Raw genomic sequence first — 12,779 nt, forward strand, 5'->3', positions numbered from 1 at the left:
CGACAGAAGGGCCCATCCGATGACAATCGAGACCCAACCGACCGTGGCCGAGGTCGCCGCGATGATCGATCACACCCTGCTCAAACCGGAAGCCACCGCAGCCGACGTCGAAGCACTCATCGCCGAGGCGGTGGCACTGCGCACCTATTCGGTTTGTGTGTCGCCATCTATGCTGCCGATCGGCATACCCGCCGGCTCCGGACTCAAAGTCGCCGCGGTATGCGGGTTTCCGAGCGGAAAGCACACCTCGCCGGTCAAAGCTGCCGAGGCAGCCGAGGCGGTGCGGCACGGCGCCGACGAGATCGACATGGTGATCGATGTCGGTGCGGCCAAAGAGGGGGCGTTCGACCGCGTCGAAGCCGACATCGCGGCGGTACGCGCCGCCGTGCCTGCGACGAAGATACTCAAGGTCATCATCGAATCGGCCGCCTTGACCGACGACGAGATCGTCGGGGTGTGCCGCGCGGCGGCCGCAGCGCGCGCCGACTTCGTCAAGACCTCGACGGGTTTCCATCCAGCCGGCGGCGCGAGCGTTCACGCGGTCGAGCTGATGTACCGCACGGTGCATGGAGACGGACTCGCGGTGAAGGCATCCGGCGGCGTACGCACCCTCGAGCAGGCACGGGTCATGATCGCAGCGGGCGCGACCCGCCTGGGTGTCTCGGGCTCGCGCGCATTGCTGGGTGAGCCCGGTGCCGGGTCGGCTTCGGACTACTGACACCGAGCAGATACAAAGGCCGCCCCGGTTGCAACCGGGGCGGCTTTTCGTACGTTTCGGATCAGCTGTACTTGATCTGCAGCGCCACGCCGATGATGGACACCACCCAGATGCCTGTGACGAAGAAGGTGAGGCGGTCCAGGTTCTTCTCCACCACGGTGGATCCGGACAGGCTCGACTGGACGCCGCCGCCGAACAGGGTGGACAGACCGCCTCCCTTGGCCCGGTGCAGCAGAACCAAGAGCACGACCAGCACACTGGTCACGACCAGGACAATCTGCAGCGCCAATTCCATGGCCGCAAGAATACCTGGTGAGCCTGCCCGGCCCCGCGTGGGGTTACGGCAGCGGACCGCCTGCGGCGATCGCCGACAGCGTCGCGAACTGCTCGCCGTCCAGCGATGCCCCGCCGACGAGCGCGCCGTCCACGTCGCCCTGGGCCACGATCTCGCCGACATTCTTGGCGTTGACCGACCCGCCGTAGAGCACCCGGATGCCGGCCGCCGCCTCGGGTGACGACAGATTGCCGAGTTCGTCGCGGATCGCCTTGCAGACCTCCTGGGCGTCGGCCGCACTGGCCACGCGCCCGGTACCGATAGCCCACACCGGCTCGTAGGCGATCACGAGCTTGCCGATCTGTTCCTTGGACAGCCCGGCCAGGGAGCCCTTCAGTTGCTCCACGTTGTGCTCGACGTGGTTGCCCGCCTCGCGCACATCGAGGTGCTCGCCGATGCAGACGATGGGCGTGAGGCCGTGCTTGAACGCCGCGGCGGCCTTGGCGGCCACCAGGGCGTCGTCCTCGTGATGGTAGGTGCGCCGTTCGGAGTGCCCGACCACGACGTACGTGCAGCCCAGCTTGGCGAGGAACGCACCGCTGATCTCACCGGTGTAGGCGCCGGAGTCGTGCTGTGACACGTCCTGGGCACCGTAGGTCAGGCGCAGTTTGTCGCCGTCGACCAGCGTCTGCACGCTGCGCAGATCGGTGAACGGCGGGATGACGGTCACATCCACCTTGTCGAAGTACTTGTCCGGCAAGGCGAATGCGATCTTTTGGACCAGGGCGATGGCCTCGAAGTGGTTGAGGTTCATCTTCCAGTTGCCGGCGATGAGCGGCTTACGGGCCATGGTTCTACGACTCCAGTACTTCGATGCCGGGCAGGGTCTTGCCTTCCAGGTATTCCAGCGATGCCCCACCGCCGGTGGAGATATGCGAGAACCCGTCCTCGGGCAGGCCGAGCTGACGCACCGCCGCGGCCGAATCGCCGCCGCCGACGACGCTGAACGCGCCCTTGCCGGTGGCACCGATGATCGCCTCGGCGACACCCTTGGTGCCCGCGGAGAACGCCGGGAACTCGAACACGCCCATCGGGCCGTTCCAGAACACCGTCTTGGCGTTCGAGAGCAGCGCGGTGAACCGCTTGACCGACTCCGGGCCGATGTCCAGGCCCATCTTGCCGTCCGGAATGCGATCGCAGGCAACCGTTTCCGGCTCGGCATCAGCCGCGAACTTGTCGGCGACCACGATGTCCACCGGCAGGTGGATCACGTCGGCGTAGTCTTCGAGCAGCTTGCGGCAGGTGTCGATCATCTCTTCCTGCAGCAGCGAGGTGCCGACCGAAACCCCTTGCGCGGCAAGGAATGTGAAGCACATCCCGCCGCCGATGATAAGGCTGTCGGCCTTCGTGGCCAGGTTCTCGATGACCGCGAGCTTGTCGGACACCTTGGAGCCGCCCAGCACGACGGCGTAGGGCCGCTCGGTCGAGCTCGTCAACTGCTCGAGCACCTTGACCTCGGCAGCCACCAGGGTCCCGGCGTAGTGCGGGAGGATGGTGGCGACGTCATACACCGACGCCTGCTTGCGGTGCACCACACCGAAGCCGTCGGAGACGAACGCGCCGGGTGAACCGTCGGCACCCTCGACGAGGCTCGCCAGCGCCTTCGCCAACTCGAGCCGTTCGGCGTCGTCCTTGCTGGTCTCGCGCGGATCGAACCGGATGTTCTCCAGCAACAGCACGTCGCCGTCGGTCAGGCCTTCGGCGCGTGCCAGCGCATCGGTGCCGACCACATCACCGGCCAGTTGCACATGGCGGCCCAGCTTCTCCCCCAGTGCCGCGGCGACGGGCGCCAGCGAGAACTTGGGATCCGGGCCGCCCTTGGGACGGCCGAGATGTGCGGTCACGACGACCTTGGCACCGGCCTCGGCCAGTGCGTTCAGCGTCGGCACCGACGCGATGATGCGTCCGGGGTCGGTGATGGTTCCGTCTTCGTCCAACGGGACGTTGAGGTCGGAGCGCACCAACACGCCCCGGCCCTCGACGCCCTCGTTCAGAAGATCTTCGAGTGTGCGGACAGCCATCGCGACTAGAGAGACTTGCCGACCAGCGCGGTCAGGTCCACGAGGCGGTTGGAGTAGCCCCACTCGTTGTCGTACCAGGACACGACCTTGACCTGGTTGTCGATCACCTTGGTCAGGCCTGAGTCGTAGAGCGAGCTGTGCGGATCGGTGACGATGTCGCTCGACACGATCGGTGCGTCGTAGTACTTGAGGATGCCCTTGAGCGGACCCTCGGCGGCGGCCTTGAACGCGGCGTTGATGTCATCGACGCTCGCGGCCTTGGAGACCTCGGCGGTCAGGTCGGTGACCGAGCCCGTGGGGATCGGAACCCGCAGCGCGTAGCCGTCGAGCTTGCCCTTGAGCTCGGGCAGCACCAGGCCGATGGCTTTGGCGGCACCGGTCGAGGTGGGCACGATGTTGATCGCGGCGGCGCGGGCGCGGCGCAGGTCCTTGTGCGGACCGTCCTGCAGGTTCTGGTCCTGCGTGTAGGCGTGGATGGTGGTCATCAGGCCCTTGACGATGCCGAACTCGTCGTTGAGCACCTTGGCCAGCGGGCCGAGGCAGTTCGTGGTGCACGAGGCGTTGGAGATGATGTTCTGGCTGCCGTCGTACTTGTCGTCGTTGACGCCGAGCACGATCGTGATGTCCTCATCGCTGGCGGGTGCGGAGATGATGACCTTCTTGGCGCCGGCGTCCAGGTGACCCTGCGCCTTGTCGCGCTTGGTGAAGATGCCGGTGGATTCGACGACGACGTCGACGCCGAGGTCACCCCAGGGCAGCGCCGCCGGGCCTTCCTTGACCTCCAGGGCCTTGATCTTGGTGTCACCGATGACGATGGTGTCGTCGCCCTCGAGGCTGACGTCCTCGGGCAGCCGGCCCAGGATGGAGTCGAACTTCAGCAGGTGCGCGAGGGTGGCATTGTCGGTGAGGTCGTTGACCGCCACGATCTCGATGTCGGTGTTCTTGCCCTCGGCCTTCTGCGTCGCCAGGGCCCGGTAGAAGTTGCGTCCGATGCGGCCGAAGCCGTTAACGCCTACCCGGATGGTCACGTGTCTCTCCTAATTGTCGAGGGAAAGTTGCCGGTCACTGCTCGTCAGCCAGCCTAGTGGTGCCTTCACCGGCTCGTGCGGTGTGGTCAGAAGCCCGGTCAAAGCGCGGCCAGGTGCTGATCGGTGAACGGGTTGCCGAGCCAGCGCCGGCGAATCTGCTGCAGCGTGCCGTCCGCTTCCAATTCGCCCTGAGCAGCGGCGATCCGGTCGAGCAGTTCGGTATCGGCAGGGGCGACGGCGATCGCGATCTCCTCGGTGGACAGCCTGCGCTGCACCACCTCCACCTCGGGCAGGGGCTTGACCAGTTCGGTGAGTACCGGAGCCAGCTTCATGACCGCGTCGCAACCGCCGGTGGTCAGGTCCTCCAGCGCCGCCCGGATGTCGCCATAGTCGTAGACGCGCACCCGGGCCGCCCGGCGCTGGGCGACGAGCCGCTCGGCGATCGGCTGGCTCGTATCACCCCGTTGGACGCCGATGGTCAGTCCGGCCAGGTCAGCGACGGACCGTACATGTGGCAAGCGATTGGTGTCGGCCGCCAGCGCCTGGCCGGTGATCAGGTACGGCGGCGCGAACGCCGCCATCCGTTGCCGCTGCGGGGTGACCGTGGTGCCCGCGATGACGCAGTCGTAGGTGCCGGTGCCGAGACCGTCGAAGACACCGTCGAAATCGGTGCCGGTGTAGTCGACGAATTCGATTGTGGCGCCGAGCCTCTCCGCGATCGCGCTGATCAGGTCGATGTCCAGGCCGGCGCGCCCAGGCCCAGTGGCCATCCCGTTGAACGGCGGATCCGGTGCCACCACGCCCACCCGCAAGGTGCTCATCGCCTCACCGTATCCGGGTCAGGCTCCCGACGGTCCCGGTTGCTGCCTGGGCAGCTCCGTCGTCGGGGCGTCATCGGTCGAGGCGCCGACGGCAACCGGTTCGCGCGGCGGTGGCAATGGGCGCTGCCGTTGCCGTACCCGCAGCACGTTGATGGGCCACCAGAACCACCGGCCCAACAGGGTGGCCATGGCGGGCATCATGAACGACCGCACCACCAGGGTGTCGAACAGCAGGCCGAGCCCGATCGTCGTGCCGACCTGCCCAAGCACCCGCAGATCGCTCACCACCATCGCCGCCATCGTCAACGCGAACACCATGCCCGCGGCGGTGACCACGCTGCCGGTGCCGCCCATCGCGCGGATGATGCCTGTCTTCAAACCGCCGGGTATCTCCTCTTTGAACCGTGACACCAACAGCAGGTTGTAATCGGACCCGACGGCCAGCAGCACGATGACCGACATCGCGAGCACCATCCAGTGCAGGTCGATACCGACGATGTACTGCCAGATCAGGATCGACAGGCCGAACGACGCGCCGAGCGACAGCAGCACGGTGCCGACGATCACGATCGAGGCGACCAGTGCCCGCGTGATGAGCAGCATGATCAAAAAGATCAGGCACAGCGACGCGATGCCTGCGATCAGCAGGTCGTACTTCGAACCGTCGGCCATGTCCTTGAACGTCGCGGCGGTGCCGCCGAGCGAGATCCGCGCGTCTTCGAGCGGCGTGCCCTTGACGGCCTCGATCGCCGCGACCTTGATCGGTTCCACCCGCGCGAGCGCTTCCGGGGTCGAGGACTCACCGCGGTGCGAGATGATCATGCGGATCGACTTGCCGTCCGGGGACAGGAAGGATTCCATCCCGCGCTGAAAGTCGGGGTTTTCGAACACCTCTGGCGGCAGATAGAACGAATCGTCGTTCTTGGCGGCGTCGAATGCCTTGCCCATCTCGGTCGAGTCCTTGCTCAACTCGTCCATCTGGTTGTAGAAGCCGGACATGGTGGCATACGTCGTCAGCATCATCTGCTGCATGCTCTCCATCGTCGCGATCATCGACGGCATCTGAGCGAGCAGCTGCGGCATCAGCGCGTCCATCTCGGTCATGTTGACCATGACCTTGTCCATGGTCGCCGTCATCGTGTCGACGCCGTCCATCGCGTCGAAGATCGAGCGCATCGAGTGGCAGACCGGGATGTCGTAGCAGTGCGGTTCCCAGTAGAAGTAGTTGCGGATCGGCCGGAAGAAATCGTCGAAATCGGCGATCTTGTCCCGTAAGTCGTGAATGGTGCCCTGCAGTTCGTTCATCTGGCCGACCATGTCGTGGGTGACGCCGGTGAGCTGTGTCATCAGCCCGTACATGGTCTTCATGGTCTGGACCGTCTTGCCCATCTCGTCGGCCTGAGTCTTCATGTCGGCCATCCGGTCCTTCATGAGCTTCATGTTCTGCATCTGCCCGACGCCCTGCATGCTGATGAGGAACGGGATCGAGCTGTGTTCGATCGGCGTGCCCTCGGGTCGGGTGATGGTCTGCACCCGCGCGACACCCGGCACCCGGAACACCGCCTTGGCCACCTTGTCGACCACCAGGAAGTCCGCCGAGTTGCGCAGATCGTGATCGGCCTCGATGAGCAGGATCTCGGGGTTCATCCTGGCCTGGCTGAAATGCCGGTCGGCGGCCTGGAATCCCTCGTTGGCGGGTATGTCCTGCGGGATGTACTTGCGGTCGTCGTAGCTGGTCTTGTAGCCCGGCAGAGCGGCCAGACCGACCAGCGCGAGCGCGAGCGACGCGACGAGAATGGGCCCGGGCCAGCGGACGACGACCGTGCCGACCCGGCGCCACGCGTGAATCCGCATGGCGCGCTTGGGTTCCAGCAGACCGAACCGGCTTCCCACGGTGACGATCGCCGGCCCCAGGGTGAGCGCGACGAGCACGCCGGCGACGATGCCGACCGCACTGGGGACACCGAGGGTCTGGAAGTACGGCATGCGGGTGAGCGTCAGACAGTACGTCGCACCGGCGATGGTGAGGCCCGATCCGAGCACGACATGTGCTGTGCCGTGGAACATCTCGTAGTAGGCCGGCTCTTTGTCGAGGCCCTTGGTGCGCGCTTCCTGGTAGCGGCCGATCAGGAAGATCGCGTAATCGGTGCCCGCCGCGATCGACAGTGCCACGAGCATGTTCACCGCGAACGTGGACAGCCCGATGATGTGATAGTGGCCGAGCAGCGCCACGACACCGCGGGCCACCGCGAGCTGTACACCCACCATCGCGAGCACGAGCACGACGGTCACGATCGACCGGTAGAAGAACAGCAGCATCGTGATGATCACCGCGAAGGTCAGCAGGGTGATCTTGACCATGCTGCCGTCGCCGGCATGGTTGAGGTCGGCCTGCAGTGCGGCGGGCCCGGTGACGAACACCTTGATGCCCGGCGGCGGTGGCAGTTCCCCGGTGATCGCGCGCACGGCATCGATCGATTCGTTGGCCAGTGCCTCGCCCATGTTGCCCGCGAGGTTGAGCTGCACGTAGACGGCCTTGCCGTCGGTGCTCTGAGCGGAGGCCTCGGTCAGCGGGTCGCCCCAGAAATCCTGGATGTGCTGCACATGCTTGGTGTCGGCCTTGAGCCGTTCCATGAGCTGGTCGTAATAGGCGTGCGCCTCGTCGCCGAGTTCCTGCTCGCCTTCGAGGACGATCATCGCGACGCTGTCGGAGTCGGATTCCTCGAACAGCTTGCCCATGTTCGTCATGGCCTGCATGGACGGGGCGTTGTGCGGGCTGAGCGATACCGCGTTCTCTTTGCCGACCTGTTCGAGCTGGGGTACGGCGAGGTTCATCACCGCGACGACGAGCAACCAGCCGAGGATGATCGGTATCGACAGCCGCCGGATCCACCGTGCCAGGAACGTCGGCCGGGTGATGTCGCGCTGAGCGTGGTTGCTCATACGGACTTCGCGAAACAGTAGATGTAGGCGTTCACGTCGTGTGCAGTCCGTTCGTCTTTGACTTCGCCGTCAGAGGAGATGCGGCAGCCGATGAAATCGCTGTTGCCTTGCGCGAGCACGTTGCCGGTCATCGACGGCGCGTTCGTGACGATCTCGACCGACCACGGCAGGGCCACGCCGTCGACCTGGTTCGGCTCGCCGTCGTCGTCGATGTAGTTGACGTCGGCCACCGCTCCGGGCGGGCCGAAGATCTCGTAGACGACCCGCTTGGGGTCCGACACGTTCTTCTGGTCGTCGGACATGCTGCCGGCATAGGTGGGCAATTGCTGGGTACCGAAGATGCCGCGGATCTTCGTGACAGCGAACCCGCCGATGGCGATGACAGCCGCCATCACCAGCGGAATCCACGCCCGCTTGAGAGTCGTGAGAATCGTCGGTCCCCTTCAACTTAGGGTTGGCTACCCGAAGAGGTTAACGCACACGACGTGCGTAACGGCGACTACGGTTCGTCGGAGGTTTTGTCGGAGGCCTGCCGGAGGAACCCACCGCGCCATACCTTCCGTTATGGTTCGGCCCGTGGAACCGGTCACCTTCAAGAGGGCCCGCACCGCGGAGAACAAGCGCGCGCGGGCGGCCGCGCTGATGGAGGCGGCCCGGTCGCTCGCACTCCAATCGGGCGTGGCGGCAGTGACTTTGACCGCCGTAGCCGATCGCGCCGGGGTCCACCACTCAGCGGTGCGGCGGTACTACGCCTCGCACAAGGACATCCTGTTGCACCTCGCGGCCGAAGGCTGGGGCCGCTGGTCGGCCGCGGTGTGCGAGAGCCTGGCCGCTCCGGGCCCGGTGTCGCCGGCCCGCGTCGCCGAGGCGCTCGTGGGCGGGCTGTTGCAGGACGTGCTGTTCTGCGATCTGCTGGCCTATCTCCCACTTCACCTCGAACACGAGGTGAAACCCGAACAGGTCGTCAAGGTCAAACGACAGTCCTACCCCGCCGTGATGTCGATCGCCGAGGCGATCGAGCGTGCGCTGCCCGCCCTCGGCCGCCAGGGCGCGGCCGACATGTTGTCGTCGGCGACGGCGCTGGCGGGCACGCTGTGGCAGGTGGTGCACCCGCCTGCCGATCTCGTCGACGCCTACGCGACCGAACCGGCGGTGCCGCCCGAGTTCGATTTCGAGTTCGGGCCGACGTTGACGCGGCTGCTCACCGCGATGTGCACGGGGCTGGCCGCACAGTCGGGCGACTAATCCGCACGCGTGCGGCCGAGCACATGCCGCAGCCCGTCCTCCAGGGTGGCGTGCCGGAATCGGTGGCCCGCGCGCTCGAGCCTGACCGGCACGACGCGCTGGCTGGCGCACGCGAGCTCACGCGCACCTTCGTCGCCCAACAGCAGCTTCGGACCCGACGCCGGCACCGGCAGCAGCGCCGGCCTGCGCAGGACCCGGGCGAGGGTGCGGGTGTAGTCGGTGTTGCGAACCGCTTCGGGGGCAACGGCATTCACCGGTCCGGACAAGCCGTCGTCCCACAACGCGCGGTGGTACACGTCGAGCAGGTCATCGATGCCGATCCACGACAACCACTGAGTGCCGTCGCCGATCCGGCCGCCGAGGCCGAGCGCGAACAACGGATAGAGTGCGCGCAGCACTCCGCCCCGTGGGGATTGCACGATTCCGGTCCGCACCTGCACGACCCGCAATCCGCCGGCCGCGGCAGGTGCGGTGGCCGCCTCCCAGTCGGCCACGACCTCGGCGAGAAGGCCATCGCCCCGCTCGCTGTCCTCGGATACCGGGTTCTCACCGGTGTCGTTTCCGTAGAACCCGATTGCCGACGCGCACACCATCGTCGCCGGGCCGTCAGCGGTCCGGGCGGCAAGCTCGGCGAGCCGTCGGGTGGGGCCGACGCGGCTCTCGCGGATCGCCCGCTTGTGCTCGGCGGTGAAGCGGCCGGCGATCGAGGCGCCCGCCAGGTGGATCAGCGCATCCACGCCCGACAGCAGCTCCGGCTCAGGATCTGCCGGATTCCACTGGCGCTCGTCGGTATTGGCCGCAGAATGTCGCACGAGCTTGATGACGCGATGCCCACCGGTGGTCAGAAACGCCGACAACGCCGAACCGACAAGGCCGGACGATCCAGTGATCGCGACCGTCACCGATCCCAGGCCCCGCTCGCCGGCGGCACGGTGCGCCGCGAGGTCGGCCGCGAGTTGGCGATGCCGGTAGGCGAACATGGGATGCAGCGCAACTGCCGGCACCGGCGTCTCGACCCGGTCGATCATCCGGGTCCGGCCGTCACCGGCGTCTTCGAACTCGTGGGTGTGCGTCCACCGGGCCACGACGCGTACCGGCAGCGACGCGATACCGTCGCTGCTGATCGAATCGACGAAACACCTTGGCGGATTGTAGAGTTCCGGACGATGCCGGGCCACCCAGCGCAACCCGCCCGGTAGCGCCAGGCGCGCCCGGCCGTCGGCCAGCGACTCGGCCTCGGAGACTATGCGCACGGGTTGCCATGGCGGCGACAACCGCTCGAACGCACCGGGACGCGCGTGCCAGGAAAACACGTCGTCGCGCGGCGCGTCGATCACCGTCGTGAATACCCGCTCCATGGTGCGGACTCTACTGAAGATTCCTGCCACGCTATGTGCGCACCGGGATCGCGATCTCGTTGCGACGCAGGAACGGAACCGTCCATGGCGGGTCGTAGAACCAGGCGGTCGCCTCGCCGTCGGCATCGAACCCGTACTCGCGCAGCACCTCACGCAGTCGCGCGGTACGTTCGGCGACCGCATCGGGGCCGCGGTCGCCGCTGAACCGCAATACCGCGACCGACTGGGCGGGTATCTCAGCGAGGCGGACCCTGTCGTCGTTGGGCTCGGGCAATGTGTCGATGGTCGACCTGGCCGGCATGTAGAACTGCACGTCCCACTTGTCGCCACGACCGCCGGTCTGTGCGACCGGCGCGGTCATCGCGATCTTCTGCCCGCCGACCGGGCCCGTTTCGCTCGCGCCACCGTTGTCGCCGAATATGTAACCGGCGAGGCGCCCGAATCCCAACCGCAGGGCGGCGTCCTGGTCGGCGCCGATCGTCACCGCGGCGATCCGGGGGCCGTAGTGCCGGATCTCCACCCCGTCGGCCAACGATTCCGCCTCATATGGTGGTTCTTCGGTGCCCACCCGCCAGCCGATCACGGCAGGCGCAGCTTGGATGAGCCGGCTGATGAGCCTCGGTATCTGCTGAAGCACGACGCGGTCCCTTCTCGTGAGCGCGGCCGAACGCCACGGTCCGACATCAGGGATTCGGAACCGACGCCACCTTGGATTGCCCGGACAGTGAGAATTCATGCGTATCGCGCTCGCTCACGACAGCGCCGGCGGTATCGGGGTCTTCCCGCCACCCCGGCGGCCGCAGCACGTAGCCGAGACGCCCGCGCCAGGTCCTGGCCCGCCAGACATCGCCCACCATCGCGGCGAATTCGTGGAAGTTGGCCTTGACCGGGTTGTACGTGTCGATGTTCTTGGTGAGCCCATAGCGCACAGGTTCGCCCTCGGGCGCAAAACTGCCGAACATGCGGTCCCACACGATGAGGATGCCCGCGTAGTTCTTGTCCAGGTACGGGTTGTTCGCGCCGTGGTGCACGCGGTGGTGTGAAGGCGTGTTGAACAGGAACTCGATCAGCCGCGGCAGCCGGTCGATGCGCTCGGTGTGAATCGGGAACTGGTAGAGCAGCACGATCGCCTGCGACAGGAAGATCAACCAGACCGGGATGCCGATCACCGCCAGCGGCACGTACACGATCGAGCTGAGGAACGATCCCGGGATGAGCCACGGCAGGCGCACGGCCGTCGAAAGATTGAAGTGCTGGCTGGAATGGTGCACGCTGTGCGCCGCCCAGAACAGCCGGATGCGGTGAGACATCCGGTGTTTGACGTAATAGGCCAGGTCGGCCGACACGATCGCGACGATCCAGACCCACCAGTGCGCGGCCGACAGCTGCATCGGCGCGAACGCCGCCGCGATCGCCACGATCGGAACCTCGATGAAACGCTCCAACGGCCGGACGAGATAGCCGAGGGCATAGATGGACAGGCTGGTGGAGCTGTCGCGCCACGAGATGCCGGCCCGCGGCCGAGGATTGTCCTTGTCGAAGCGGTAGCTGAGGAACTCGATCGCCATGAGGACGAAGAAGGCGGGCATCGCGTAGAGCCCGATTCGCATTGCGTCGACCATCGGCTATCCCCGCCCCGCCGAGGCTTTGGGCATGCCCGCGATCTGCCATGCCAGGGCCTGCCCGAACAGTTCCTCGGGCACCCGGTCCGGGTCGATGCGGCGTTGCCGGATCAGCCCCTGGAACAACGCGAGCACCACGACCGCGAACGCATCCGGAGAGACGCTGTCATCAACATTGTTGCGCTCCAAGGCTTCCGCGACGATGTCGCGCACCGAGGCGAGTGTGCGTGCCGAGCGATCCACCAGGATCTGCATCGCGTCCGGGTTGCGCACCGCCTGCAGCCAGAACTCCGACTGGATCGCTTCGAACTCGATGTCCTTGTCGGCGATCTCGATCAGCATCCGCCCCAGCGCCCGCAACGGTTCCCCGGTCTCCCGTCGGCCTTCGGCGAGCGTGTCGACCACCTGGTCGATGCGGCCGGATGCGCGCTCGGCCATCAGTTCGGAGAACAGTTGCTCCTTGCCCGAGAAGTTCGAGTAGACGGCTCCCACGGAGAACCCGGCGGTCGCGGCGATCTCATCGACCGATGCCGCGGCATAGCCCTTGCGGGCGAAAGTGCGCGCCGCCGCGTCGAGCAACAGCGCACGGGTGCGGGCCTGGTTCTCGGCGCGCGTCAGCCGCCGGGGTTTTTCATCGTCATCGTGAGGCATATTCAGATAGTAGTCGTTATTTGAATATCGATCATTCT

Annotated in this window: 13 protein-coding genes; 2 read left to right on the forward strand and 11 right to left on the reverse strand. The window is 66.4% G+C overall.

Annotated features, from left to right (window positions below):
• Positions 1-19: 19 nt before the first annotated feature.
• Positions 20-718 carry a deoxyribose-phosphate aldolase gene (deoC, locus tag AWC31_RS19340; RefSeq protein ID WP_085145683.1) on the forward strand — a complete coding sequence of 233 codons (699 nt, stop codon included), beginning with the start codon at positions 20-22 and terminating at the stop codon, positions 716-718.
• A gap of 61 nt (positions 719-779) precedes the next feature.
• On the opposite strand, the gene secG is transcribed toward deoC, so the two are convergent.
• The 7 genes from secG to AWC31_RS19375 all read right to left on the reverse strand — a co-directional run bounded on the left by secG (position 780) and on the right by AWC31_RS19375 (position 8,257).
• On the reverse strand, positions 780-1,013 hold the full coding sequence (gene secG, locus AWC31_RS19345) for a preprotein translocase subunit SecG (protein WP_067845215.1): 234 nt from the start codon (positions 1,011-1,013) through the stop codon (positions 780-782).
• A gap of 43 nt (positions 1,014-1,056) precedes the next feature.
• Positions 1,057-1,842, reverse strand: coding sequence for a triose-phosphate isomerase (tpiA, locus tag AWC31_RS19350; protein WP_067845213.1), 786 nt, complete (start codon positions 1,840-1,842; stop codon positions 1,057-1,059).
• A gap of 4 nt (positions 1,843-1,846) precedes the next feature.
• Positions 1,847-3,073, reverse strand: coding sequence for a phosphoglycerate kinase (locus tag AWC31_RS19355; RefSeq protein ID WP_085145684.1), 1,227 nt, complete (start codon positions 3,071-3,073; stop codon positions 1,847-1,849).
• Positions 3,074-3,078: 5 nt separating this feature from the next.
• A complete protein-coding gene (gene gap, locus AWC31_RS19360; RefSeq protein WP_067845209.1) occupies positions 3,079-4,101 on the reverse strand; it encodes a type I glyceraldehyde-3-phosphate dehydrogenase in 1,023 nt (340 codons plus the stop codon).
• 98 nt (positions 4,102-4,199) lie between these two features.
• On the reverse strand, positions 4,200-4,922 hold the full coding sequence (locus AWC31_RS19365) for an ABC transporter substrate-binding protein (RefSeq protein WP_085145685.1): 723 nt from the start codon (positions 4,920-4,922) through the stop codon (positions 4,200-4,202).
• An 18-nt stretch (positions 4,923-4,940) separates the two neighbouring features.
• Positions 4,941-7,865 carry an MMPL/RND family transporter gene (locus AWC31_RS19370; RefSeq protein WP_085145686.1) on the reverse strand — a complete coding sequence of 975 codons (2,925 nt, stop codon included), beginning with the start codon at positions 7,863-7,865 and terminating at the stop codon, positions 4,941-4,943.
• Complete coding sequence (locus AWC31_RS19375; protein WP_374214022.1) at positions 7,862-8,257, reverse strand: MmpS family transport accessory protein; 396 nt, start codon at positions 8,255-8,257, stop codon at positions 7,862-7,864. Before AWC31_RS19375 ends, AWC31_RS19370 begins: the two co-directional genes overlap by 4 nt.
• Before the next feature lie 184 nt (positions 8,258-8,441).
• On the opposite strand from AWC31_RS19375, the gene AWC31_RS19380 reads away from it, so the two are divergent.
• Positions 8,442-9,110, forward strand: a complete 669-nt coding sequence (locus tag AWC31_RS19380) for a TetR family transcriptional regulator (protein ID WP_234816914.1) — start codon at positions 8,442-8,444, stop codon at positions 9,108-9,110.
• On the opposite strand, the gene AWC31_RS19385 is transcribed toward AWC31_RS19380, so the two are convergent.
• The 4 genes from AWC31_RS19385 to AWC31_RS19400 are packed head-to-tail and all read right to left on the reverse strand — an operon-like array spanning position 9,107 to position 12,741.
• Positions 9,107-10,468: a TIGR01777 family oxidoreductase gene (locus tag AWC31_RS19385; RefSeq protein WP_085145689.1), complete on the reverse strand. Its 1,362-nt coding sequence runs from the start codon at positions 10,466-10,468 to the stop codon at positions 9,107-9,109. The genes AWC31_RS19380 and AWC31_RS19385 overlap by 4 nt on opposite strands.
• Before the next feature lie 31 nt (positions 10,469-10,499).
• Positions 10,500-11,105 (reverse strand): SOUL family heme-binding protein, encoded by a 606-nt coding sequence (locus tag AWC31_RS19390; protein WP_234816915.1) that lies wholly within the window; start codon positions 11,103-11,105, stop codon positions 10,500-10,502.
• A 46-nt stretch (positions 11,106-11,151) separates the two neighbouring features.
• Complete coding sequence (locus AWC31_RS19395; protein ID WP_085145691.1) at positions 11,152-12,090, reverse strand: sterol desaturase family protein; 939 nt, start codon at positions 12,088-12,090, stop codon at positions 11,152-11,154.
• A gap of 3 nt (positions 12,091-12,093) precedes the next feature.
• Entirely contained in the window at positions 12,094-12,741 is a 648-nt protein-coding gene (locus AWC31_RS19400; RefSeq protein ID WP_085145692.1) for a TetR/AcrR family transcriptional regulator, read from the reverse strand.
• Positions 12,742-12,779: the final 38 nt, after the last annotated feature.

Origin of the sequence: Mycolicibacterium wolinskyi, from assembly GCF_002101965.1 — a bacterium.
In the GTDB taxonomy this organism is placed as follows: domain Bacteria; phylum Actinomycetota; class Actinomycetes; order Mycobacteriales; family Mycobacteriaceae; genus Mycobacterium; species Mycobacterium wolinskyi.